Here is a 26424-nt window from a genome sequence, read left to right as displayed (position 1 = left end):
GACCCCATTTTAATGACCTCGCCAAATGCCTTTCGGGAAATGTTCTTCTAAAAAGCCAGCGAGTTCAGGCTGAGGCACAGGTCTGGCAATCAAATAGCCCTGCGCTATATCGCAGCCTTGCTGACGCAGCAACTCAAGCTGTTCCCTAGTCTCCACCCCTTCAGCCACCACCTGCAATTGCAGTTTTTGCACCATGGCAATAGTGGAGGCGATGATCTGGAAATCGGCCGCATTGTCCAGCATGCCGGATAAAAAGCTTTTATCAATTTTAATGCAGTCCATCGGCATCTTTTTCAGATAACTCAAGGACGAATAACCAGTGCCAAAATCATCAATCGCAAAATGAATGCCCATGGCTTTGATTTGCGACATGATGGTCAGCATGGTTTCAATACTTTGCACCAGGGTGCGTTCTGTCAGTTCCAATTCAAAATAAGAGCCCTGCAGCTCGTATTTATCCAGCAAACGTTTTAAGGTTGGGATAAGTTCAGGGTCAACAAACTGTTCAGCCGACAAGTTAATTGCGATGCGGAAATGATGCCAGCCACTGTGCAATAAGTTCAGACACTGCTGCATGCATTGTTCAATGATCCAGTAACCTAAAGGTACAATTTGCCTGGATTGCTCCAGCACAGGAATAAATTCATCAGGCGGCACCATACCCCGCACCGGATGACGCCAGCGGATCAAGGCTTCAAAGCCATACAAAGCACCTGTCGCTATCGTCATTTGCGGCTGGAAACTGAGACTGAACTGGTTTAGCACCAAAGCCTCTTTTAAGTCTTGTTCCAGTAAAACCCTTTGTTGTACCCGCTGATACATGTCGAGGTTATAGGCCTGAGCGCCATTGCCGCCATTGAGTTTCACCTCATGCATAGCCAAATCAGCCTGACGAATCAAATCATCAGACAACAGGGTATCAACAGAACTCATGGTTAAACCTATACTGGCCGTCATGACAAAGTTTTGTTGATCAATAGTCAAAGGTTGCTGGATACGTTGCAATATCTGACTGGCCAATCGAAAGGGGGTTTCCACATCCGTCAGTTGCGGTAATACAAAAACAAATTCATCACCACCAAAGCGGCATAACAAATCATTGGTTCTGCAACAGTCTTTTAAGCGCAGCGCGACCAGCTTCAATAACTTATCGCCATGAGCATGGCCTAAGCTGTCGTTAATGCGTTTAAAGTCATCTAAGTCGACAAAAAGCACGGCCAGAAGCTTTTTTTCTGCACTTTGACTGCTGAGCATACGTTCTAACTGATACTGCAACATATTCCGGTTCGGCAAGGTCGTCAGCAAATCGTACATTGCCACTTTTTCAAGCTCATGGGTGTGCTGCTCTACTTTATGGTTCAATTGCTCCAGCTCAACACTCAGCTCCTCAGCGGCCTGGCGTAACAAGTCCACTTCATCCGGCCATATACTGGCCTGAAAATGACTTTGCTGGCGAAAACCAGCGTATTGTTTTTGCGACAGCAGGGGCAAAGCTTTGCTCAGGGTTTTTAACCTCAGGCTGATCCGTCTCATGATCAGATACACCAGCAGCACCATACAACCAAACAAAATGACCGAGGTAATAAGCAACTGGCGACGATAGCCGTTATTGGTAGTGACAAAGTCGCTGATATTATCGACCACAGTCAGATACACGCCTTTGCTTTGCATCTCAAAGGCGGAGATCAAGTACTGCTGGCCATTGTATTGCAGCTCCAGTCCCTTGCTCAGGGCTAAATCCGCTTCCAGATCAGAGACCTTTTGCAACAAGGCGTTGAGTAACTCCGGATTTGAGCTGGATATCAATTCGCGGTGAATTTGCCCAGCTGCGGTTCTGCTGGCACGAATTAAAGCCACATCAGAGTTCAGGCTTTGATGCAGAGCCGATAATATATCAACTAGCGTGGTCGTTACCGTCATCACTGCGACTTCACCTGAGCTATTTAGCACAGGCAAACTCAACTGTTTGACACAAGACTGTACGCACAAATTTGCAGTCAGCGGGCTTTGTTGTTGCAGTACTTTTTGTACTAAAGCAGGTGAAAAATAAGGAGTTTGCTGACCACTGCTGAACAGCAATTGCATATCGCTGTTGTGCAACCAGATTTGCTCGATATTCAGATGCAACTGCATATTGGCGCTTTGTTCGGCCAAACGCTGCACAAAAGAGGAAAAGTCAGGCTGCTGACTGAGCTGAACTAAATCAGAGAAACTTTCCAGCCAGACCCGCAATTGCTGTTCAATAATGCTGTTTTGTTGCAGGTATTGCTGACGCGCTGATTCACGTTTCACCTGCTGCTGCCGGTCAAACTCCTCGCTCATCCGCATCAAACCCAGACTGGTTTGCAACACCGTCATACAAAGTAAAGCGCTGATGGTCGCCAGTAATATTTTCCAGGGCAAACTAAAGACAAAGGGCCGCATAAAAATTAAAACCAATACATCAGTTGCATAGCCCACATTTGCCAGTATTCAGATTTATTATGCTGCAGATCAGGCATCACAGGATAGGCCAGACGAGCAGTGCCTTTCACCCAATGATGTTCCATAGTTAAGCGCAGATTATCTTTAAAATCATAGGTTAACCCGAAAGTAAGATCGTCCTGATAACCAAAATAAGCTGGCACTAAACCGCCAGTGCTTTGGGAGAACTTGCGACCACTGCGATCGTCTTTGTCCAAATCAAACAAATCCACACTAAGCAAAGCCCAGGTTCGGGGCAACAGATTGTAACGCCCCTGCAGATACCAGCCCTGACTAAAACTGTTGCGCTTAAATCCTGGGGCATAGAAGTCACTGATATCCAGACGTTCCTGCACCCATTCACTGCTCAGCTCCCAATACTCCGCAGCATAGCGACCATTGAGCATCACCCGCTGTACAGTCATGGCTCCATCACTGTAATAATCCAGTTCAGCTTTTTCGTAGGTAAAATCAGAGTCAAGCAATGAGACACCCAGCTGCCAGGCTGATTGGTCCGGACGCCAGAACAGACTGGCCTGATGCACATAGTCTTGCTCGGCATCGCCTTGGGCCAAGGTACTCAACAGGATCTGACTTTGCTCTTTACTTAAATTGGTCGAGCCCCAGCTCCAGTTCAGTTCAATTTCACCTATGCCGGTATTACGGGTCACTTTAAACGCCAGACCATCACTGCCAACGGCAATGTCGCGAAACGAATCAAAGTAGACAGATTGTGGCAATACTATGGCATTGCGGGTAAAAGGCACATCGCGGGTAGCTGAATAGAGCCAGTGTTGATTTTTAAACCGGCCGATAAACATATCCAGTTGCCAGTCAAAATCATTGTGTAAGGTCCAGTCTAAAAACAGATAATCCAGTCGGGTGCCTTTGACATAACGGCGACCACCATCCAGATACACCACCTGACCTGCCAGACGAAGATTATCCGATAAAGCCCAGGACATATTGACGCCCAGATCGGTGAGCTCAGCAGAAATACTGTCATCCAGATTGACGAAATTAGTCTCAGGCGCCTGAATAAGGCCCTGTGAAATAAAACCATGCCATTGTACTTTATCTGTCTTCAGCCCTTCTGCCTGCAACTGCAATGAACAGCCGAGCAGCAGTAAAAGGCATAGCTTACTGCGTAACACGAATGACTTTAAGCTTGGATAGTTCATCTGGATTCTCAATATAACCTATAGCACCTTTGGTAGTGGCTACCATCTCACGCATTTGCTGCTCTGAAGTCAGCACCACTGGTGCTGAACCTAAACCTGAATAAGTAATTTTTTGCCAGATCCTGTCCAGCTGATAAGGAAACATTTGTAATTTTTCTTTGGTAAAACTCTGATGCACCGGATTTTTGGCAGACAACACAAAAACTCTGACCGCAGTGCCGTCAGGCCAGTTTTGTTGCCGCATCGAATAGATACCGCGCAGCTGAGTGACTGTCAGTTGGTCCATAGGAACGGCGGGATGAGTTACTACTTCTGTGGCCGGAGCAGAACAAGCCCACAACACAAAGCAAGCAACGACGAACTTGGTATTCACGTTTTTGTGGTTCCTCAAAAGGTCATACCCTGGAATTTTCAGTTCTTTTGGGTACGGGCAGTAAATATCGGCAAAGGAGTTTTTTGAAAAGTACCGATATGACGCCAGGATAGTCCGCGCTCAGTATAGTAGCAGTGATTGAAATTGTATTGTCATGGAGAAAAAAAGTAGTGTTTTCAGTGGAATGAGAACACAGAGGGAGCATAATTCCCTCTGTGTGGTACGAAAATCAATAACGTGGGCTAACTTCAAACACTGTTAAGCTGCCACTGACTTCATTCGCCATCAATAACAACGCCTGACCTGTGGCACTCTCTGCTGCTGGTACAAACACCAGACTTTCAGGGCCTAAATCGCCAGCTTGTTGATAATCGCCGCTGACTTCAGCAGGTACCGCATCGTCATCGATTTCATACACAGCGTCAAAGTTACGGTTATGGAAGTAATCGACAAACTTTGTATCGTAAGGATTGCTGATATCGTAGACAAAAATACCGCTTAAACGCTCAGTGCCGATAAAGGCATAAGTTTTGTCGCCTACCTGACCAATAGTCACAGCTTCAGGCTCAGGACCTTTGTCATCAGAGCGGCTGTCACCTTCGACCACAGTGTGGTTGGTATTAAATAACTCGCCGTGGACACCAGAGCTAATGCGTTCAAAGTCTGAACCGCTGTCAAACACCAGATTACCGTTTTGATCCCAAATACTGAAAGAGCGGGCACCATAAGCATACAAGGCCTCATAGTCACCATCCGCATTCTGACCCAGTGCTGTCGTCACGTTCAAACGGCCCAAACCATCGTTATCATAGAAGCTGGCTTGCTTTGCTATTAAATCAGCAGAACGTGGTAAATCTTTTGCACGGGCTTCTTCAGCATACGCATCCCAATCGCGCGCATCCCCTTCGTTCGCGCTGACAATAAAAGTAGCGCCTTTCCAGTTATAACTGGCCAGAGTATCCGGCTGATACATCCCAAAAACACCAGGGTAAGTGCTGAGTTTGACGCCATCTCTGTTGCTGACATCCACAGCATTTTTCGTTTGGCTATAATCTTTAAAACCGAGAGCCACTACTTTGGTAATTGCTTTGTCGGCTAAATCTACCACTGCTAAGGCATTGTTTTCCTGTAACGACACAAAAGCAGTTTTGTTGTCGCTGCTGACGGTAATGTATTCAGGCTCTAAATCCTGCGCTACCGTGGTCCCCAAAGGTGCTGCAAACTTCACACCCTGCGCAGCCAAATCGGCTTGATCAGCATTAAAAGCGCTGAAGGTTAATAAGGTTGCCTGATCTGCAGCTACACCAGCGGTGATAGCAATAATGCCAACTGAACCTTCAGGGTCCACACTGTAATCTGATTCTGGTTCGGCTTCGTTCGCCACTAACAACAAGCTGCCATCCGGAGTAAAAGTCACCATATCAGGCAAAGCACCCACTTTCACTGCTTTAACAAATGCTGGTGTTGCTGCACTGATGTCATAAAAAAGCACAGCACCAGTTGACGATTTCACAGCATTTTCAGCGGCTACAGCTAACAAATTACCTGAGATAGCAATGGAATTGGCAAAACCTAAAGTCAGGGTTTCATCTGCTCCCCCTGCGTCTTTCACTGTGACAGTCGCAGGCATAGCCAGTGGTGTACTGGTTAAGGTATTCGCAGTAATAGCATCTGTCAGTTCAGTACTTTGAATACCGGAAGCATCCAGAATTTCAACCCGGTTGGCCGCGCCATTGACGACAAAAATACGTTTGGATGCGCCGTGGTACTGAGTAATTTCCGCGGCGCCACCACCGTAAGTACCAGTAACAAAACGGGCTACAGCTTTTGTACTGATACCTGTTTGCGCATTCTGGCCCGGAGTTCCTGGTATTCCTGGCGTGCCAGGCGTGCCTGGAGTACCTGGCTGGCCTACTGCACCATCAGAGCCTGAAGGCCCTGTCGCACCATCATCGCCCTCCAAAACACAACCAGATAAACCCAGAGCTATGGCAGATGCCACTAAAGTAAGACGTAACGCAGAGAATTTCATTTTCGGTAAAGTCCTGTTTTATATAAAAAATCAGGCCCTACCCTAAAGTTGACTTATGACGTTTCAGTGACGATTGTATGAAAACTTAATGAACAAGGAGCCAACTGCTGGCTCCCTGATTATGTATTTTAATAGGCAACGCAAAAGCGCTGTTTCGGATGCAGATTTTGCTCCGCTTCATCCAGCATAGCCACAGCATAATCTGCCGTCGAAATGCGGCTTTTGCCATCAACATCTGTCAGCAGTTGATCCAGACCTAAACGAAAGCGCCCTGTCTTTTCTCCAGGAAAAATCTCAGCGGCGGGCGATAAGTAACTCCAGTTTTGCTGATGTTGAGCTTTAAGTAATTGCAACGCCTGATAAGCACCTTGCGCCGTCCCCAGATAAGCGGCAGGGAAATCCGGGCTCGTTAATAACATCTGACCCGGCGCATATTCAAGCGAAGCTGCCCCACCCACCACCAATAAACGTGGCACTTTAGCCTCTGTAGTTGCAGCTAAAATCGACTGAAAGCCCTGAATATAATAAGAAGCTACATCAGACTCTTTATGGCCACTAAAAGCACTAAGCACCAGATCCACGCCCGCCAAAGCCAAAGTCAGACTGGCTGTGTCTAACACATCTACTTTATGAGCAGTTAAACCTTCGGCTAATTCCAGGCGCTCTGGGCGACTGACCAAAGCTTTGACCTGATGACCCCGGCTTAAGGCTTCTGTTGTCAGCGCTGAACCAATAAAACCTGATGCACCAATAATAGCGATATTCATACCATCTTCTCCGTTTGACTGAATGACGCTTATTATCCAGAACAATATTGATTTGAAAAATACACCAATACATAATTCACTGTTATCAATTAAACAACAATGAACCTCATGCAGCTATCCGATATTGATTTAAACACTGTGCCTGTATTTCTGGTATTGGCCCAGGAGCGCAGCTTTACAGCAGCGGCAGAACGACTGGGTTGCACGAAAACCAAAGTCAGTCTGCAAATCAAGGCTCTCGAATTCAGGCTGGGTGTTGCTTTGTTTCGTCGCACCACCCGATTGGTCAGCCTGACTCAAGCGGGCGAGCAGCTGTATCAGCATTGCTTGCCTTTACTGCAACAATTGAGTCAGCAATTGATCGAAGCCCAAAGCTCTGAGCAGAATCTGAGTGGAACTTTAGTGATCAGTGCGCCTGAGGACTACGCCCACCAAGTGCTGGTCCCGGCCTTACTGGCATTTCGTCAGCACCACCCTGCTTTGGCTTTTGAATTAAAAAGCAGTGATCAGATCAAAGATTTAGTCAAAGAAGGCATAGATTTATCCATCAGAGCGGGCTGGCTGAAAGACTCAAGCCAAAAAGCTATTGCTTTGGGTAGCTTTGAACAATGGCTGGTCGCTTCCCCTGCTTATCTGCAACAGCATGGCATGCCTGAACACCCGACAGAGTTGCCGCAGCATAACTTTGTCTGCTTCAGCTTATTGCCATCGGCTTTGCATTGGAGCTTCAGTGCAAAATCTGAGGAGGTGCAGGTGCAAATGCGCAGCCAGATCAAAGCAGGCTCTACCGGTTCCGTCACAGCCTTACTCAAGGCCGGTGCAGGACTTGGGGTTATCACAGACTACAGCGCAAAACGACTGATACAACAAGGGGAATTAAAGCAGGTTTTACCCTTATGGCAATTGCCCAAAGGTGGCATTTATGCCGTCTATCCCCCTGGTCAGTTCCGCCCGGCCAGAGTCCGGCTTTTTGTTGAGTTTCTCAAAGAGTGGCTGGTCAAATCCGGTTTTTGAATGTAAAAAAGGGCCCGCTAAAGGGCCCTAAAATCACCAGGAACAGTGATGCATGCAACAAGTTTAAGCAACTTCAGAATGCAGGCGTCAGTTTGCAAAAGTGTGACAACAAAGCGAAGCTTTAATGAAAGCTGACATGAAAAATAAAATTAAAATCATGGATTTACTATGGCTTGTTGAATTTGATATTTAGCTAACAAAAACTGCCATTCCTGATCTGCAGGCATTTGCCGTATCACCTGCTGTAAAAACTGATACAACTGCGGATCAGTCTTACTCAACATAAAACGACGCTGGATCACATCATGAGGCGTAGTGGCGACATAAAAATGTCGTGCCTGTTCACCCTGGCTAAATTTATAGGACAAGGTTGAAGAGCTGATAATAGTGAAGTCACCACGCCCCAACCTGAGCATATCCAACACATAGTCTTCCTGCAGAGTATCCACCCGCTCTAAGGTTCCGGCGGCTACGGCTTCATCTATACCTTTGTACTTATAGCCTTGCGAGCCAATAAAAGTTTTGCCGGTTAACCTGGCCAGATCCTGATCCCTTACCGGTTTTCTGGCGTCCGACACAAACATATCCTGGTCATGTAAAAAGGGCGCCGTAAACACCATTTTATCGGCCAATGGCTTAAACCAGCCCGGTTGCACACCTACCACTACATCCGTAAAAGGCTCTGCCAATAACGCATCCAGACGCTTTCTCGGCATCAACTCGGTTGTAAACTGGTACTTGTCTGTTTTATGGTTCAGATAAACAGCCAAATCAAAATACAAGCCACGCTGCTCTGCCCAATCAATGACATAAGGAGCTTTTAAATGATAGGTCAGCAGTAACACCTGCTGCTTTGACGCCGCATAACTGGTGGTGAAGACACTTAAACTCAGTAACACAGTACAAAATCGAACCCACATAACCACATATCCAAAAGAACAGTGATTTCAGACTAGATAAGTTTTGGTCGCAGAGCCAGTATCCGGGCACTATCATGCTCAGTTTTATCAAAATCGCATTAATTTAAGGGACAAATTAAACAAAACCGCTACAACTGGGTATAGGCTGTAGCGATTTATCTTTTGGCTGAAGCTTATTTAGTGGTCAGCAATTTCACTAAAGTTTGACCTACAGCTGCTGCAGATTGTGGATTTTGGCCTGTCACCAGGCGTTGGTCCACCACCACTTTAGATTGCCAGTTAGCAGCAGCGCTGTAGCTGGCACCACGTTTGGTGAGTTGATCTTGCAAGGAAAATGGCACGACATGGGTTAATTTCACCTGATCTTCTTCAGTGTTACTAAAACCTGTCACTTGTTTACCTGCAATCAGGTAGCTGCCATCAGCCAGTTTAATATTTAATAAAGCTGCCGGGCCATGACATACAGCCGCTACTATGCCGTTGTTCTGGTATAAATCGGCTGCAAACTGTTGTAACGCCTTGTCTTGCGGAAAATCCCACATGGTGCCGTGACCACCAGCGAACAACACAACTTTGTAGTCTGACGCTTTTAAATCAGCCAATTTCAATGTCTGCTGCAGCTTCGCATTGTGTTTACTATCTGCCACAAACCACTGATTAACGGTGTCAGCTTCAGCCAGACTGCGCTCGTCCACCGGCGCTTTACCACCAGCAATGCTTGCGATATCTACGTCAATACCTGCATCTACCAGTTCTTTATAAGGATGTGTGACTTCACCTAACCAGTAGCCGGTTTTTTCACTGGTCGTACCCATTTGGCTGTGACTGGTGACGACGATCAGTACTTTCTCTGCGGCTATAACGAAGCTGCTGCTTAACGTCAGAGCTGCTGCCAGCCCAAGTTGTATCACTCGTGTTGCTAATTTCATTGGTTTCACCTTTTTACTATGAGTTGTAATGTGGATTTGATGGTGCTTAGTCTGCAGCACAGCTAAACTACAAAGAAGTGAATTGATTCAATAATAGCTATTCAAATTATGAATATTAAAAACAAAGATCTGAATTTATTGCTGCTGTTTAAAGTATTGTATGAAGAGCTGAATGTCAGTTCGGCAGCAAACCGACTGAATCTGAGCCAACCAGCGCTGAGTCATAAACTGAATAAACTGCGTCACGAATTTGCCGATCCGCTTTTTGTCCGCGCGGCCCGTGGGCTAACACCCACTCCTAAAGCTATTAATATTTCTGCGGAAATACTGCAACTGGTATCCTCGCTGGAAGGTTTTTATCAGCATCAGAGCGGGACGGACTTTTTAACTCAGGCCGACAGGCTGGTGATTTACAGCACGGACTATATAGAAAGTGTATTGTTGCCCGACTTATTGGCTTTGCTGGCAGAACAAGCCCCACAAGTGCAGCTTGTGATGCGACACACTCAGGGAACTTTGCCTAAACAGCAAATGGAACGCGGTGACTGTGATCTGGCTATAGCCGGTTTTTATCGTGATTTGCCGGAAAGCTTTTATCAGCAAAAACTCCAGACCGAAGATTTTGTGGTGTTGATGCGTTCCCAACATCCTTTTGCTAAGCAGCAGCTGGATCTGGACAGCTATTGTCAGGCTCGTCATCTAGTCACGACACTGACAGGCGATCTGGATGGTCTGGTTGATCAGGAATTGGCGAAATCAGGCTTAGCGCGTCAGGTTTGTGCCGGGCTTTCTGGTTTTTTATCACCAGCTCATATAGTCGCTAAAAATGATGTGTTGCTGACCTGTTTAGGATCAGTGGCTGAGATAGCGCAACAGGCGAATCCGGAGCTATTGATCAGAGCCTGTCCTGTGCCATTACCTCAAGTGCAAATCAGCCAAGTCTGGCATTCCAGAACTCAGGACGATCCACTAAGACGCTGGTTAAGGCAACAGATCCATCAACTACTGCTCAGATAGTATAAAAGCCGGCATGCCGGCTTTTAATTCAGACCACTCAGAAACTGACTCTGAGCCCGACAGCGCCGGAGCGACCACTATTACCTCGCGCACCATCTGCACCTCTATGGGTGATACGTTGCTGATCAAACAGGTTTTCAACTTTGCCATAAAGCTGAGTGAACTCATTCAAACTATAGGTCAGACTCCAATCGACACTAAATAAGGATTGTGTCGCTAAAAACTCAGCATCCACAGCAGGACGTTCACAGGTAGTAGTTGAACAGCTGCCGTCTACATAACTAAGCGCCAGATAGGATTGCCATAAGCTGTCGTACTCTACACCCAGCTGAACCGAGCCTATATGTTTTGGTGTGTAATCCAGCACATCACCTTTTTGTACACCAGAGGCTGTATCTGAAGCTTTAGTGTATTCACCATCGGTGTAAGTATAAGTCGCCCGTATTGGCATCACATAAGCGCCCTGACGGTACAATTCACTAAAAGCACCAATTTCAACACCATAGACTTCTTTTGAACCCGTTTGCTGAGTACCGTCCACCACGCCGCCAGGACAAGGGTTAGCAACCAGGCAGTTTCGCAGCGCATTGCTGTAATCACTATAAAACGACACTATATCTACACCAGTGCGATCACGACGAAAACGCACACCAGCTTCATAGTTATCACTTTCCTCACCTTTAGTACCCTGACTTGCGCTATTGCCCGGAGGAGCAAAACCCTGATGCATTCCTGCCAGCAAAGTCCACTCATCCGTCAGGCTGTAGTTTAGACCCAAACCAGCTGTCGTTTTGCTTAACTCATTGCTGTTTAATGCCGTTTGTTCCACATTCAGATTGGCTCTGCTGTCTATTTTTTCAGTGCGCACTACAGGTAGAAAAATCCAATTCTGATAACTGATTTCATCCGCCAACCACACTGCTGTCGCTTTGGCATTACCCGGTGTGACAGTACCTGCCGTTTCAGAAACAAAGACCAGTTGACCACTGCGCTGATCATAAATGGCATTTGCACCACCAAGCGAATAGGTTTCATCTTCATGGCGGCGCACACCAGCACGAAGGTTGTGGCTCCATTGCCCGATCACAAAACCCTGATCCAGTTCAATCTGAGCCCCTTTGGAGTCAAAGTTTTGGTAGTTCAGACCATAACGAACGCCATTGGCATGAGTGGTATCGGCTGTACCTTGCAAAATTCCCTGAATAAGTTCGGCACCATTGTCAGGCGTAGTTCCGGCCAGCTGATTATTCACAATCCAGTTGAGCCCACCCGTGGTTGCTATACCTACTCCATTGATTTGATTTAATCTTTTGTAATTGCGGTAGGTCTGATTGCGGTACAAGGTGGTCGTGACAGAGGTATCTGCAGCCAGCTCAATCTGGTGTTGCACACTGAAACTTTCGCGGCCACGGCGCATCTGTTCTAACTCACTTAAGCCATAACGACGATCCGGATCTGCGGAAAAATCAGCATCTGTAACGCCCAGATAAGAGACATTGTTGATTTCATCTGCATTTAAAAACTTCAGATTTACGCTTTGTTTAAAGCGCGCATCTGCAGCACTTTGCCAGCGTAGCTTTGCCAGATATTCAGATTGATCCATGCCGGTATCACGGTCTGAACGGTCAAGCTGATGAAAACCATCATTTTCTTTTTGATAAGTCTCAAGCAAATAGCCCCATTGGCCTTGGCTATCACCATAATTTGCATGTATTTTTTTACCATCAAAGCTGGCAAGCTCTGTATTCAGAAAACCTTTTGCCTCAGTAGGTATAGCAGTAGAGACCAGATTCACTGCACCACTGGCAGTTTGAGGACCATAAAGTAATACTTCAGGGCCCTTTAATACTTCAACCGCACTCATACGGCCCACGTTTGGAAAATAATAAGCCGAGGTATTGGCATAAGGCGCCATGGCTGCTGGAATACCATCTTCCATGATAGAAATACGATCGCTGCGACCCGAAGACGATGCCCTGATCCCTACGCGCGGGAACGTACCCTGACCATCTTCTTCACGCACATAAACACCAGGCACAGAACGTAAAATACTGTGCACATTGGTAAATTCGAATTTTTGCAGCTCTTTTTCGCTGACTACATAAGCAGAGCCCGTGGATTTAGTTGGGTCTTCTTTATGCCCCACTATGGTAATTTTTTCCACAGCTGCTAAGTCATCAGCTGTTTCAGCAAAAACAGGGGCCATTAAAAATGACTGAGCTACTGCCACAGCAAGCAAGGTTGGTCGAACGGTCATACTATCCATCTCCAAATCACAAAAAGGCGGTTTTAGTTTTTATTCGCGGATTGTATACGATAGTAAATAGCAATGGTTCACATTAGTGATCTCTTTTTAATAAAAATCTGAAGTAAAAAATCCCCCCCCTCACACAGGCGCAGCTGGGCACCATGGTACTTTGATTTAGTTTGGTGCGTTAAAGTACAGAATTAACTGCTGTTACTGATACAAACTATGTTCTGATACGTATAAAAAGTGTTTATCTACAAGGAGTTTTTATGCGCTATATCTTTCTAGCACTTGCTGCTTTGCTTACTGCATCCTGCACTCAGGTTCCGACAGGAGTCACTCCTGTTACTCCTTTTGATATCAATAGTTATCTTGGGGAATGGCATGAAATTGCCAGGCTGGATCATAGTTTTGAGCAAGGACTAACTGAAGTCACAGCGCAGTACAGCCTGCGTGAGGATGGTGGACTAAAAGTAATAAATCGGGGTTACAACGCAGCAGAGGAGTTATGGGAAGAAGCCGAAGGCAAAGCCTACTTTGTGGCAGATACCAAGACTGGCCGGTTAAAAGTGTCTTTTTTTGGCCCTTTTTATGGCGGATACAATATTGCTAAACTAGAGCCGGATTACAGTATGGCATTGGTGATTGGTCCCTCTCTGGAATACGCCTGGTTACTCTCCCGCAGCCCAGCCCCCTCAGCTGAGCTATGTCAGCGTTATTTCAACAGTGCAGAAGCTTTAGGCATCAAACCCAGTCAATGGATTAAGATCCGCAGCTGTACAACCAATTAAGCAGTCTTCGCGGTTTAACATAAAAAAAGCAGCCGTTTTAGGCTGCTCTTATAAGAACCTAGTGCTATCTATTCAACAATAATTTCAAACAAACCACGCATGTTGGCTTTGGCTGCGTCCGAGCGCAAAACAGCAGGATTAGCTTCATATTCAGCTGGATTGGTTTGACCAAAACCTACAGTTTTAAATCGCCCCCCATCAACCCCTTCCAGGATCAAAAAGGCCTTGATTGCCTGAGCCCGGCGTTCACTTAACGCCTGATTGTATTCAGCCGTGCCGCTGGCTGAGGTATAACCAGCTATACGTACACGGGCTTGTGGGTTGGCTTTTAGCGTTTGAACATGCTGACGTAAAATCACTTTGGTGTTTTCATTCAGTTCAGCCGTATCAAAATTAAAATGCACATCTTCCAGTACCAATACTTGTGGCTCTTTAGTCGCCATAGGCGCTGGTGCAGCAACAGCTTCTGTTTTTTGAACAGGCGCTGGTGCAGCAACAGCTTCTGTTTTTTGAACAGGCTCTGGTGCAGCAGTTGCAGCGGCGACTGGCTCAGACTGACCAAAACGGTAGACTATACCTAGCGAGTACAGATCAATATCACCGTTGTTACCGATCAAATCGTCCATCCGGTAACGCTCAGCCTCTAAGCGTAAAGTAAAAGCAGGTGACAACTGATACTGCACGCCTAAACCATACTTATGCTTGGTGTAGCTGTCGTCATCGTTATAGCCAGCAGTATTAATCAAAGCATTGCTGCTAAAGCGGGTTTTAGATTTGTTCTGAGTGACGCCAACTCGGGCAAAAGCAGAAAAACGCTCTGTCAGAGGTAAGGTCCCAACCAGATCCAAATTCCAGCCTTGCAGTTCTGTTCTGCCGCTAAAATCAGTTTGTGGCAAGGTATTTGCCATAAACTTAAAGTCTCCCAGATCAAAGTAGCCCCCTTCCAGCGCTATGTAAGGGCTAAATTGGTAACCTGCATAAAGTTTGTAACCTTGATCCCGCTTATCCTCATCAATGGATGTCACGTCAAAACCATTATTCTCAAGACTGCTCTGGATGCGTTCGCCATCGATATTAGCGCTGGATTTACCAATATTTGCGCCCACAAACCAGCCTTCAGTATCGTAACCCGACTGGTCCTGCGCTTGCGCACTGACCGAAACGACCAAAGGCACAGCTGCTGCCAACGCCAGCAACATCTTAGTAGTAGTTAACTCTGTAAAACCTTTCATATGTTTATCCTTTCATCAGTGGAACAAGCCTCTATTGAGGCTTAGTCACCGCGTTGGCATCCAAGGTGACCTGTTCAGTCACAGAGAACAAACGACCTGTTACCGCAGTCCCTGTACCCAAATTGATTTGTGGCCAGGCAAATACGTTTCCGGCAAAGTTGGTATTGCTGCCCATCACTGTGGCACCGCCAGTTCGCCAGTACACGTTGGTTGCCTGAGCACCACCAGTCAGTATGATATTGCCCCCCGGAGCTCCCGTGGTGAAGGTACCTGCAATAACAAAGATGAAAACCGAATCTGGATCGCCTTGCGCATCTAATGTCAGATCGCCTTGCTGGATAATGACATTACCTGCATTACGGTAAACACCCCGAGTCAGTACCAAACCACCGAGTTCGGCTGGTAGTGCCTGAGTCGCAGCTGCTGGATTAGGATCTGCAGCTAAAAAGGTTGCAGCAACACCTAAGTCGGTACGAACCTGATTAATAAAAGCCACCATGGATGCATAAGGCACGGGAACCACATAAGGTGGAGTCACGTCATCCGGTGCATAAGACACACCGTTGGTCAGTTGAGTAAACTGACCCGCTATAGCACCAGGGGTAAAACCAGCATAAGCAGTGCGTGCTAAATCAAGAATCGCCATATCACCATCAGCGATGGACGAACCTGCTGTCGTAGTAATGGCCTGACTGGCGATCATGACAAAACGTTGCAGTTCACCCATAGCTGGCGCCTGAGGATTGTTTGCTAAAGCAGCTGTAACTGTCAGTACAGCACTGTCTTGCACCGCACCTAAAGTGGCTGTGATGTTGACATTTCCCACCGCCAGTGCTGTAGCTAAACCGCTGTTCAACTGACCGCTGGCGTTCATCGCTGCGACAGCAGTATTACCGGAAGTCCAGACCACGGTGTCAGTTATATTCACTAAGCTACCGTCGGTATAAGTACCTGTCGCTGTAAACTGTTCTGTCTCATTGACCACAGCAGAAGCGTTGGCTGGAGTAACGTCAATCGAAACCAGAGTAGCAGCAGTTACAGTTAAGGTAGTACTGCCTTCAACACCAGCAAAAGCAGCGCGAATAAGCGAAGTACCAGCAGACAAGCCTGTTGCTAATCCACTGGAAGGCATTTGACTGGCATTCATGCTGGCTACAGCAATAGTGCCTGATGTCCAACTAGCTAAAGTGGTCAGATCGGCGGTGCTACCATCACTGTAAAGCCCTGTCGCACTGAACTGACGCGTTAAACCGTTCACCAGGTTAGGGTTTTGTGGCGTAACACTGATGCTGCTTAAACTAGCAGCTGTCACAGTCAAGGTAGCCGAACCAGACACTGCGCCCAAGGTTGCAGTAATTTGTACTACACCTGTTGCTTGTCCTGTCGCTAAACCGCTGTTAACAGTGCCATTGGCATTCATCGTTGCCGTTTGAATATTCGACGAAGCCCACACTACAGTGTGGCTAATGTTCTGAGTAGAACCATCTGCATAAATACCTACCGCAGTAAATTGTCTGCTCAGCCCCATCGCAACGGAAGAGATCACAGGAGTTACCGTAATAGAATTTAGCGCAGTCGCAGTCACATTCAGTGTTGCTTCGGCAGATACAGCGCCTAAAGTTGCTCCGATCTGCACTGTACCAGCACTCATCGCCGTCACTAAACCACTGTTGCTGGTCATATTGGCATTAGGCATAGCCACTGCGTTGTTCGAAGAAGTCCAACTTACCAGAGACGTCAGATTTTCCGACGTGCCATTGGAATACACACCCGTAGCCGTAAATTGTCTGGTTAAACCAACCACCAGACTACTATTGACCGGAGTTACAACAATGCTGGTCAGAGTGCTGTTGTTCACATTTAAGCTAGCACTTCCTGATACCGCATTTAAGGTTGCTGTGATTTGCGCTACACCCGCAGCCTGACCTGTGGCTAGACCGCTATTTAATGCGCCATTTGCGTTCATAGTCGCAATAGCGGTGTCACTGGAAGACCAGACTACAGAACGGCTGACATCAAAAGAGCGACCGTCTGAAAAATTTGCAGTAGCCGTAAACTGGCGGGTTAAACCCACTGGTGTTGAAGAGTTCAACGGACTCACCACAATGCTACTTAAAGTCTCATTCACCACAGTTAGTGCAGTTTCAGCAGAAATAGCACCTAACTGAGCGCTGATTTGAGTAGTGCCAGCAGCTTGCGCAGTCACTTCGCCATAATGAGCAGCCGAACTATTATCAATAGTAGCAATCGCAGGTGCACTGGACGCCCAGGTGACTAAAGCACTTATATCCTGTGATGAACCATCCGAATAGACTCCGATAGCAGTATAAAGCTGACTGACACCGACATATAAGATTGAATTCGCTGGGTTTAGTTGTATTGATATTAATGCCGCATTCGTCACAGTAAGACTAGTGCTTGCAGACAAATCTCCCATTGAGGCACTGATTTGCGTACTACCAGGTGCAACAGCTGTTGCTAAACCGCTTGAGGTAGTTTGATCAGCGGCCATCACAGCGATAGAGGTATCACTGGACAACCAGTTTACCGCAGTACTGATATCTTCCGTACTACCGTCAGAATACAGCCCTGTTGCGATAAACTGAGTGGTTAAACCATCAGCCACACTGGGATCCGACGGACTGATGCTAATGCTGGTTAACTCTGCACTGGTGACTGTAAAAATAGTGCTGGCAGCTTTACCTGCCAGAGAAGCACTAATCACAGATGTGCCAGGCTGCAACGCCAAGGCAATACCTTGACTATTAATAGTAGACACAGCCTGAGTAGCTGAATTCCAGACAACCTTATCGCTGAGATCCAAAGAGGTACCATCAGCGTATATACCTAAGGCAACAAACTTTTGACTCAAGCCAGCCGCAATACTGGGGTCAGCTGGAGACAATAAAATTGACTGGAGGCCGTCTATTGGCTCTAGTCCGAGAATGGGATCTTTTTTATCGCCATTACAGGCAGTAATAAATAACAGCACAAGCAAGCTTAACAGCCACCTGTAACAGGTACTAACCTGCATTTTTTGATTTCTAACCATGATGCCTATCCTTTCTTTTAGTTGACGCTGACGCGTGAAACACTCTCAGCTTTGATGCTTTTCTCACGGAAAACCAAACTCGTCTGTGTGCTGTCGCACAGATAGATTTTTATATTTGCAGCACGGACATCATCTGTTAACTAAGCACACCACCACTTGTAAAAAACTATTTAAAATCAGACATTTTTAACGTTAATTCATCATTAAATGAACCTGCGACATACTTTCAACTCCGGCTCATTTGAAACACTCTTGGCAGAAAAAAAGCGCAATACTGAGGCTCAAAATGTAAAAAAGCAGCCGACGAGCGGCTGCTTTTTATTAGAACTGTTTGAGGTTATTCAACAATAATTTCAAACAAACCACGCATATTAGCTTTGGCAGCATCCGAGCGTAAAATTGAAGGATTAGCTTCATATTCAGCTGGATTAGTTTGACCAAAACCTACAGTTTTGAAACGGCTGGACGCAACACCTTCCTGAACTAAAAAGGCCTTGATCGACTGAGCCCGGCGTTCACTTAAAGCCTGATTGTATTCAGCAGAACCGCTGGCTGAGGTATAACCTGCAATACGCACGCGGGCTTGTGGATTGGCTTTCAGTGTCTGAACATGCTCACGCAAAATCACTTTGGTTTGTGGAGTTAATTCGGCAGTGTCAAAGTTAAAATGCACATCTTCCAGTACCAATACTTCTGGCTCCTTCGTCACCATAGGCGCTGGTGCAGCCGCAGCTTCAACACGACGCACAGGTTCAGGGGCTGGAGTTGCTGCATAAGTTGACGGAGTTTCACCGAAACGAAGCACCAGACCTAAAGAATACAAATCCACATCACCACTATGAGCAATTAAGTCATCTAAGCGATAACGTTCTGCTTCCAGTCGTACTGTGAAAATAGGCGAGATGTCATATTGCAGACCCAGGCCGTATTTATGTTTTGTATAGTTACCGTCTTCGTTGTAACCCGTCACATCCACCAAACCATTGCTGCTATAGGTATTTGATGTGTCGTTGCGGGTGACGCCCACGCGGGCAAAAGCAGAGAAATCTTCGGTAAAAGGCATAATACCGACTAAATCAAGATTCCAGCCAAACAGCTTGGTTTTGCCACGAAAACTGGTTCTAGGATCCGTATTTGCTAAAGCGTGAAAGCCACCGAGATTAAAGTAACCACCTTCCACCGCCAGATAAGGACTAAACTGGTAACCAACAAAAGCCTTGTAACCTTCAGTACTGTCAGATTCTTCAACAGAAGTCACATCAAAGCCCTGGCTTTCTAAGTCGTTGCGTATGGTGTCATGCTCTATTCTGGCAACTGATTCACCAACGTTCATGCCAACAGACCAACCATTCTCCTGGAAGTTTGTGTAGTCCACCGCATAGGCTGCTGGTAACATCAATACAGATAAAACGCCTAAAACCAAAGGTTTAAAGCGAAAAGATTTGGTATTTGTTTGTGTTGTAGCTGATAGTTTCAGAGCAGTACATTGCTGTCCGATAACTTGCTCATTCCTTGTAGCCTGATAGTTGTTCATAGTTTTTATTTTCCTGTAATTAATGCTGAGGTGTAAATTACTGTCAGCAATACAGGTTTTCTCATAACGAAGAACAGCCGTCTGTGTGCTAGCGTACCGATAGGGTTATAGCGCGTAAAAATTGCGTTATTCAGTGCGGGGCATACAACAAAAGCACTGTATTTATAACTGCAGTCGCATAAATACAGAGTTCGGATCTTCCTTATACTGAGCAAAAGGCCCACAGGGTTCAAAGCCAAAACTGCGGTATAAAGAACGGGCCGGGGCAAAATACTCCATAGCACCGGTTTCCAGATACAACTGCTGATAACCCCGGCTTTTTGCTTCGGTAATTACATGGTGCAGTAATAGCTTACCTATCCCCTGCCCTCGAAACGCTGTGGCACTTCGCATGGATTTAATTTCAGCTTGTCTGGTGTTTAATTGCTTTAGTGCCACGCAACCTGCCAATTGTTGTTGCTGCCATAAAGTCCAAAAGCTGATGTCACTGGCTTTTAAAGCCGTCAAATCCAGCGCATGTTTGCTTTCCGGCGGTGACACAGCATTCATGTCATTTAAATGCTCTTGCAACAAAGCGGCAATTTCAGGGCCTGTCAGGTTATCAAGTTGGATATGCATAAGGAGCTAAAGATAAGAAGCTGTATTTATTGAGAAATAAATCGAAATAAAAGCGGAAGGACCAGAGAAATGCGGGAGATAAAAAACAACGAGCCTGAAATCAGGCCCGTCTTATTAAACTCGCAATAAACAACAGCACTACAGCACCAGCTGTGGCGGTGATGATAGAACCCAACAAGCCACTTGCGCTAATGCCCAGCATGCCAAATAAAGCCCCACCTATAACAGCACCCACTATACCGACGATGATATTACCTAAAAGACCAAAACCACTGCCTTTCATAATAAGACCGCCGAGCCAGCCTGCTATGGCGCCTATGATAAGAAATACTAATAATCCGGTTAAGCTCATTGCCCTTCCCTCTTGTTGTTAACGTTTTAGAGTCAGGAAAAGGCCGGCCACAAAACTGATGGCACCACCTATATAAAACTGCATCACTTTGTCAGTTTCTGCACCTGTCACTACTTCAGTCAGTTCAGACTGAATGGAGTCTGACAGTTGAAAGCCCCAATACGCCAGGCCTACACCCAGTACCAGCAAGACTAAACCAACCAGTTTTAATAACGAATTTGTTCCATTAGCCATTTTTTATTCCTCTGTATTCCATCAAAAGATCACAAGCAAGGCACTGAAAGAGCGCCTTATCTGACTACAGTATTAGCTCTGCCAGCCTGAACCGCACCTGAAGACTTTTCTGCAAAACAAAATAGCAGCATTGGATCTGTCTAATAAACAAAAGAATTTCATACAAAACATACCCTTATCGGAAACATGTGCTACGCTTTTTATCGACATCAAAAAAGGGACATTCCAAGCACAAAAGGAACATAGCTATGTCGTCGCATACCGCACAACCTTACACCGAACGCACAGTCCCTTTTGTCACAGACGATGGTGTTGAGCTGAATTTAATTCATATTCGTGGCGACAAAACGCCCGACAAAGGCCCAGTCATTCTGGTACATGGCGCTGGAGTTCGGGCCAATATCTACAGGGCTCCGGTAGAAACCAGCATAGTCGATGCACTGATTAGCGAAGGTTACGATGTCTGGTTGGAAAACTGGCGAGGCAGCATCGCCTTTGCACCTAATTTATGGACTTTGGATCAGGCCGCTTTATACGACCACCCCAAAGCAGTGCAAACTATTCTGGCTGAAACAGGTGCCAGCAGCTTAAAAGCTATTATCCATTGTCAGGGCTCCACCAGCTTTATGATGTCGGCCATCGCTGGTTTAGTGCCTGAAGTCACCACTATTGTCACCAACGCCGTGTCATTGCACCCCGTCGTGCCGGACTGGTCCAGATTTAAGCTGCAGTATATGGTGCCGCTGGTACGGCAAATGACCAAATACCTGAATCCACACTGGGGCGTGCATGCGCCTGGATTGGTTGCCAAACTTATTAGCTTAGTGGTCAATCTGACCCACCATGAATGCAACAACGCTGTCTGCAAACAAGTCAGCTTTACCTATGGCAGCGGCTTTCCAGCGCTTTGGCGCCATGAAAACCTCAATGAAGACACCCATGAATGGCTCAAAGAAGAATTTGGTGCCGTGCCTTTGCGGTTTTTCCAGCAAATCACCCGCTGTGTGCAGCGCGGGCATTTAGTGTCTTTTCAGGATTTCCAGGAACTTCCCAAAGATTACACAGCTGAAAAACCACGAACAGATGCTCGTTTTGCTTTTTTTAGCGGCGAAAAAAACCTGTGTTTTTTACCGCAAAGCCAGATCCAAAGTTTTAATTATTTTGATGCGTTAAGGCCAGATTATCACAGTCTTCATTTGTTGCCTGAATACGGCCATCTTGATGTTTTTATGGGGAAAAATGCTGCAGTGGATACCTTTCCGCTGATTATTGCAGAGCTGAATAAAAGCTAAAACGGGCCTATGTTGCGCCCTGCCAAAACAAATAATAATGAGGGAGTGTTTTATGTTTGGTTTACCAAAGCGGATAAAAAATTACACCAACAGATTTTCACTGGTGGATGGTATTCCATTTAAATTGCCGGTATCAGCGGTTAATTCACCAGCCTTAATGGCGGTTTTTCCTATAGATGCAGAAAAAGCCAAAGACTTTTTACCAGCAGGTATTCATCCGCTGCGGTTGTGGAACTCCGCTTTACTGATTGTTACTGTCATTGATTACCGCGAAACCCCTATCGGCAAATATGTGGAATACAGCATAGCTATAGGCTGTACCCACGGCGAAAAACCTGCACCACGACTCTTGCCCGCCATTTTTATGAACTGGTTTAAAACCGGCCAGTATGTGGTGGATTTACCTGTGTCGTCAGAAGTGTCGGTCAAAGGCGGCAAAGGTATTTGGGGTATGCCGAAACATCAGGGCAGCCTGAACTTTTTAATCACGGATGACAAAGTCAGCAGCCAGTATGACCTCGATGGAAAACTGGTGACTTATGTCGAAATAGATAAACCTGCCAGCGCCTGGTTACCTATTAAAACCAAAGCGTCAAACTACTGCTCCTTTCGCGGCATGTTGATGAAATCTGATATTTTCCTCAATGCCAAAGCAGGCATGAATTTATTCAGTAAAGCCAAAGCTCGTTTTGTTATTGGCGATCACCCCCGTTTGCAGGCGTTAAAAGAGTTAAATATTGGCAAGGCCATAGCGACAGTGTTTTTACCCTCCATAGGCGGTGTGCTGGACGATCATATCGAAAGCTGGTTCCTCGATTTTGAGCAGTTGCCTAAGGTAGCGCCTGAAGGTTTTGAATCTGTGATCAATCTGACCTTAAGTGAAGCCTGGTTGCCGCCGCCAACAGCACCTATCCCGCCGGATTCCGGGGACAATTCATAAATGTCGGTTCTGGACCATATCCCACAAGGTGCCGCAGCAGAAGTTGCAGCTGACAAGGCTGGTATAAAAAGAGCGCTGATTTTACCAGGCGGTGGTTTACGTTTGTCTTATGCCGCTGGTGTGATGGATGAACTGTTTAAACGCGGCCTGACGTTTTCACATATGGATGGCACCTCAGGTGGTTCGTTGAATCTGGCGATGCTGCTGTCGGGTTTAACCACCACAGAAATCTGTGAGCGCTGGCGCAGCTTAAAAATGCGTAGCACTTTTTCCTTTATGTCTCTGAGCAATTACCTCTGGCCCCCTTGTTTTGTCGCGGCCAGTTCCAGCAAAGCTTTTCGACGTAAAGTGTATCCGCATTTTGGTATCAATTTTGACAAAATCCGCGCTGCCACCGGGCTTAAAGCCACTTTTAACATGTGCAATTTTGCCACTAAAACCAACCAGGTGACGCAACATACGGAGCTTACGGAAGATCATCTGATTGCCGGTATGTCTCTGCCAGCCACTATGCCGCCGGTAGAAATCAACGGTAGCTTGTGTCTGGATTCTGGTTTTATTCAGGATGCCAATCTGCTGGATATAGTCAAAGCAGGCGCCAATGAACTCTGGCTGGTCTGGGTGATGGGTAATATCCCCACCTATCGCAGTGGTCCGCTGAATGCCTATGTCCAAATGCTGGAAATGAGTGCCAACGGCGCTTTAATTAAAGAGTTACGCATGATAGCTGAGCTGAATCAGCGTATTGAAAATGGCGAACAACCTTATGGCCATCAAAAGCCGATCACCTTACATCTGATTAAACCTGCTCACCCCTTACCACTGGATTCAGCTTTGTACACAGGCGCTATCAGCCATGCTGAACTGATTGAGATGGGCCGAAGCGATGCCACAAATTACTTTCACTTTATGACTCCTGCGGGAGTCCCATTTGAGCCAGAGATCTTAAAAATGACAGCAGAAAAAACCGGTCTTCAATTTAAAGAAACCATGAAAGGTGGTTTTTCACTGGACGCTACAGACCCGACTGATGGTCTGCATAAAGGCCAGCAGGCAGGCACTGTACTTGCGATGCACGCGACAGTGGGTATCACAGAGATGGCGGACTTTATTGTCGACCCAGAGCATACCGGCACCCTGGTTGGCACCATCGACTTTCCACCTTTAGGTATGGGTATTGTGGCGCACAGTGGCGTCTTTAACCTGTTTAAACCAACGGACGATCCAAAGCTCACGCTGATGGTGTACGAACTGGCGTTTGAACATCAGGGTCAGTCTTATTATCTGGCAGGTCGTAAAGAAGTGCGGCAAGGTTCCATTTTTAAACTCTGGCCTGAAACCACCACACTCTATACCCAGCTGCATCAGGGCTCTGACAAATCAGGCCCTGTGATAGGAGCCGGCACCTTAAGCCTGGGTGCTATTGATCTGCTGAAATTGTTGTCCACTGTCACTGTAACCAAAGCCGATGGCTTTACTTCCAAAGTCAAAACCATCAATGCCTTTACCGGCTTTTTTGCCCGTCAGTTATGGGCCACTTATGTCAGCCATAAAGTAAAAAACTAACAGCAACAAATAGCTAAAGACAAAAGGCCGGATGCAGAGCTGGCTTATAAGAATGAGGGAACAACATGAGTATTCAGTACGATTATGAAGCCATAGTGATTGGCAGTGGTTTTGGTGGTTCTATTAACACCTGCCGTCTATCAAAAAAATGGCCAGGACAAGTGTTATTACTCGAACGGGGCAAACGATACCCTATGGGCTCCTTTGCCCGCTCACCCCACGATATGGCGCGCAATTTCTGGAACCTTCCGCAAGAAAAACGCGATATGCCAGACAAACTGCAAGGCGAAGAATGCCATGGTTTGTTTGATATCCGTAATTTTGATCATATGGATGCGGTGATCAGTGCTGGCTTAGGCGGTGGCTCATTAATTTACGCCAACGTGTTTTTACAACCGCCAGATGAAGTGTTCGACAGCAACTGGCCAGCCAACGCGCAAAAAGACGTGCTACAGCCGTATTACGCCATTGCCAAACAAGTGTTGGGTGCACGACCCATTCCACAAAATAACGAGCCACGGCGTAAAATTATCCGCACCGAGTTATTTCAAAACTTCGCCAAAGCCGATGGCCACGACTCGAAGCTGTTGGATATCAATGTGTTTTTTGGCAACGATTTTGATAATCCAACCCCTATAGGTGTGCAGGAGAAAAACCGTTATGGCGCAGTGCAAACCTCCTGTGTTTACTGCGCTGAATGTGATGTGGGCTGCAATACTCACTCAAAAAATACGCTGGATTTAAACTACTTACATGTGGCCGAACACAGGTACCAGGCCCATATTCACACCCAGGTGCTGGCGCAAAAAATAGTCCCTATCGATGCTTCAGGCCAGGACAACCCGGCCATGAATGGTGAATTTGGTTACCGGGTCTACTGGCAGGATTTAAAAGATGCGCATAAAGAATGCAGCGCCCTGACCCGCCGTGTGGTGGTGTCGGCCGGAACTTTGGGCACCAACGAGCTGTTGATGCGCTGTCGCGACCTGCATAAAACCTTACCCAATATCAGCCAGCAATTAGGCCGGCATTTTTCCGGTAACGGCGACTTTTTATCTTTTGTGATTGAGGGCGACAAACCAGCAGACCCAAACTACGGTCCGGTGATCACTCAGGGCACAGATTACAACCTGTTTAAAAACTTCGACCGCAGCAAAGCTTTTATTCTGGAAGATGCCAGCTACCCAAACTTTGCCGCCTGGTACACCGAAGGGGTAAAACCCGGCGCATCTCAACTGCGGGTGCTGTTTCGCACTATACGTCTGGCGTTTGCCCGCTTTGTGCACGGCATTAGTACAGGCCATTTGGGGTATGCCTTAACGTCTTTGCTTAAAAATGACTTGTCCTATACCACCAGCGTCTTGCTGTGTATGGGCCTGGACAAAGGTGACGGGGTGATGTCGCTGAATAAACAAGGTTATTTGCATGTGAAGTGGCCTTATAAAAACAGCATGTCCTTGTACAACGCCATTTTGGCCACAGGGGAGCGTTTTAAAAAATGGTGCGGCGGCAAAGCTTTTATTCCTATGCCGAACTGGCTCTGGCCTATGCGGCGTAACGTCACAGTGCATTCGCTCGGTGGTTGTCGTCTGGCGGATAGCCCGGAGCAAGGTGTCACCAGTGCTGAACTGGCTACCTTTGGTCAGGTCTTTGGTTACACCGGCTTGTATGTGGCAGACGGCTCCTTGTTGCCAACAGCTGTAGGCGCCAACCCTATAGCGACCATCAGCGCTGTATCTGAACGGGTGGCTGAAGGTATTACCGGCATCACGCCCACAGCTGAACTCTAACAGGCCAGACAGATGCCAGGCTACACAAAACCAGTGGCATGGCTGCGTTCTCTGTTTCGCCAACTGTTTAAAGTATAGA

21 protein-coding genes are annotated in these 26424 nt (G+C 46.6%); 7 read left to right on the top strand and 14 right to left on the bottom strand.

What is annotated here, in order from left to right; all coding sequences use genetic code 11:
* Positions 1-9 precede the first annotated feature (9 nt).
* The 5 genes from LSG34_RS08960 to LSG34_RS08940 form a co-directional block, all read right to left on the bottom strand.
* Positions 10-2424, bottom strand: coding sequence for a bifunctional diguanylate cyclase/phosphodiesterase (locus tag LSG34_RS08960; protein WP_233008598.1), 2415 nt, complete (start codon positions 2422-2424; stop codon positions 10-12).
* Between the two features lie 5 nt (positions 2425-2429).
* Positions 2430-3644, bottom strand: coding sequence for a hypothetical protein (locus LSG34_RS08955; RefSeq protein ID WP_233008596.1), 1215 nt, complete (start codon positions 3642-3644; stop codon positions 2430-2432).
* Entirely contained in the window at positions 3604-4017 is a 414-nt protein-coding gene (locus LSG34_RS08950; RefSeq protein WP_233008594.1) for a substrate-binding domain-containing protein, read from the bottom strand. Before LSG34_RS08950 ends, LSG34_RS08955 begins: the two co-directional genes overlap by 41 nt.
* 229 nt (positions 4018-4246) lie before the next feature.
* The gene (locus LSG34_RS08945; protein ID WP_233008592.1) at positions 4247-6049 is read right to left on the bottom strand and encodes a choice-of-anchor I family protein; all 1803 of its coding nucleotides are present in this window, start codon (positions 6047-6049) and stop codon (positions 4247-4249) included.
* Positions 6050-6177: 128 nt separating this feature from the next.
* On the bottom strand, positions 6178-6816 hold the full coding sequence (locus LSG34_RS08940) for an NAD(P)-dependent oxidoreductase (RefSeq protein ID WP_233008583.1): 639 nt from the start codon (positions 6814-6816) through the stop codon (positions 6178-6180).
* Positions 6817-6924: 108 nt separating this feature from the next.
* Between LSG34_RS08940 and LSG34_RS08935 the strand changes: the two genes are divergently transcribed.
* The gene (locus LSG34_RS08935) at positions 6925-7830 is read left to right on the top strand and encodes a LysR family transcriptional regulator (protein WP_233008581.1); all 906 of its coding nucleotides are present in this window, start codon (positions 6925-6927) and stop codon (positions 7828-7830) included.
* Between the two features lie 155 nt (positions 7831-7985).
* On the opposite strand, the gene LSG34_RS08930 is transcribed toward LSG34_RS08935, so the two are convergent.
* Positions 7986-8750 carry a substrate-binding periplasmic protein gene (locus LSG34_RS08930; RefSeq protein WP_233008579.1) on the bottom strand — a complete coding sequence of 255 codons (765 nt, stop codon included), beginning with the start codon at positions 8748-8750 and terminating at the stop codon, positions 7986-7988.
* 173 nt (positions 8751-8923) lie between these two features.
* Complete coding sequence (locus LSG34_RS08925) at positions 8924-9679, bottom strand: type 1 glutamine amidotransferase domain-containing protein (RefSeq protein ID WP_233008577.1); 756 nt, start codon at positions 9677-9679, stop codon at positions 8924-8926.
* Positions 9680-9787: 108 nt separating this feature from the next.
* Between LSG34_RS08925 and LSG34_RS08920 the strand changes: the two genes are divergently transcribed.
* The gene (locus tag LSG34_RS08920) at positions 9788-10696 is read left to right on the top strand and encodes a LysR family transcriptional regulator (RefSeq protein ID WP_233008575.1); all 909 of its coding nucleotides are present in this window, start codon (positions 9788-9790) and stop codon (positions 10694-10696) included.
* 37 nt (positions 10697-10733) lie between these two features.
* Here the strand turns inward: LSG34_RS08920 and LSG34_RS08915 are convergent, their stop codons facing one another.
* A complete protein-coding gene (locus LSG34_RS08915) occupies positions 10734-12953 on the bottom strand; it encodes a TonB-dependent receptor family protein (RefSeq protein ID WP_233008573.1) in 2220 nt (739 codons plus the stop codon).
* A gap of 260 nt (positions 12954-13213) precedes the next feature.
* On the opposite strand from LSG34_RS08915, the gene LSG34_RS08910 reads away from it, so the two are divergent.
* Complete coding sequence (locus LSG34_RS08910; RefSeq protein ID WP_233008572.1) at positions 13214-13735, top strand: lipocalin family protein; 522 nt, start codon at positions 13214-13216, stop codon at positions 13733-13735.
* Positions 13736-13803: 68 nt separating this feature from the next.
* On the opposite strand, the gene LSG34_RS08905 is transcribed toward LSG34_RS08910, so the two are convergent.
* The 6 genes from LSG34_RS08905 to LSG34_RS08880 all read right to left on the bottom strand — a co-directional run bounded on the left by LSG34_RS08905 (position 13804) and on the right by LSG34_RS08880 (position 20757).
* Positions 13804-14967 (bottom strand): OmpA family protein, encoded by a 1164-nt coding sequence (locus LSG34_RS08905; RefSeq protein WP_233008570.1) that lies wholly within the window; start codon positions 14965-14967, stop codon positions 13804-13806.
* Between the two features lie 31 nt (positions 14968-14998).
* Positions 14999-18019, bottom strand: coding sequence for an Ig-like domain-containing protein (locus LSG34_RS08900; RefSeq protein ID WP_233008568.1), 3021 nt, complete (start codon positions 18017-18019; stop codon positions 14999-15001).
* A 337-nt stretch (positions 18020-18356) separates the two neighbouring features.
* On the bottom strand, positions 18357-19553 hold the full coding sequence (locus tag LSG34_RS08895) for an OmpA family protein (RefSeq protein WP_233008567.1): 1197 nt from the start codon (positions 19551-19553) through the stop codon (positions 18357-18359).
* Between the two features lie 162 nt (positions 19554-19715).
* Positions 19716-20171, bottom strand: a complete 456-nt coding sequence (locus LSG34_RS08890) for a GNAT family N-acetyltransferase (protein WP_233008565.1) — start codon at positions 20169-20171, stop codon at positions 19716-19718.
* A gap of 100 nt (positions 20172-20271) precedes the next feature.
* Positions 20272-20523: a GlsB/YeaQ/YmgE family stress response membrane protein gene (locus LSG34_RS08885; RefSeq protein WP_233008563.1), complete on the bottom strand. Its 252-nt coding sequence runs from the start codon at positions 20521-20523 to the stop codon at positions 20272-20274.
* Between the two features lie 18 nt (positions 20524-20541).
* A complete protein-coding gene (locus LSG34_RS08880; RefSeq protein WP_233008561.1) occupies positions 20542-20757 on the bottom strand; it encodes a DUF3185 family protein in 216 nt (71 codons plus the stop codon).
* A 248-nt stretch (positions 20758-21005) separates the two neighbouring features.
* On the opposite strand from LSG34_RS08880, the gene LSG34_RS08875 reads away from it, so the two are divergent.
* From LSG34_RS08875 to LSG34_RS08860, 4 genes are all read left to right on the top strand, one after another.
* Positions 21006-22049 (top strand): alpha/beta hydrolase family protein, encoded by a 1044-nt coding sequence (locus tag LSG34_RS08875; RefSeq protein ID WP_233008553.1) that lies wholly within the window; start codon positions 21006-21008, stop codon positions 22047-22049.
* A gap of 52 nt (positions 22050-22101) precedes the next feature.
* On the top strand, positions 22102-22989 hold the full coding sequence (locus tag LSG34_RS08870; RefSeq protein ID WP_233008551.1) for an acetoacetate decarboxylase family protein: 888 nt from the start codon (positions 22102-22104) through the stop codon (positions 22987-22989).
* Complete coding sequence (locus tag LSG34_RS08865; protein ID WP_233008549.1) at positions 22990-24555, top strand: patatin-like phospholipase family protein; 1566 nt, start codon at positions 22990-22992, stop codon at positions 24553-24555.
* A 65-nt stretch (positions 24556-24620) separates the two neighbouring features.
* Positions 24621-26345: a GMC family oxidoreductase N-terminal domain-containing protein gene (locus tag LSG34_RS08860; protein ID WP_233008539.1), complete on the top strand. Its 1725-nt coding sequence runs from the start codon at positions 24621-24623 to the stop codon at positions 26343-26345.
* The last annotated feature ends 79 nt before the right edge of the window (positions 26346-26424 follow it).

This window comes from Rheinheimera faecalis, assembly GCF_021290965.1.
GTDB classification, from domain to species: Bacteria; Pseudomonadota; Gammaproteobacteria; order Enterobacterales; family Alteromonadaceae; genus Pararheinheimera; species Pararheinheimera faecalis.
This window is presented reverse-complemented; position numbering and strand designations above follow the sequence as displayed.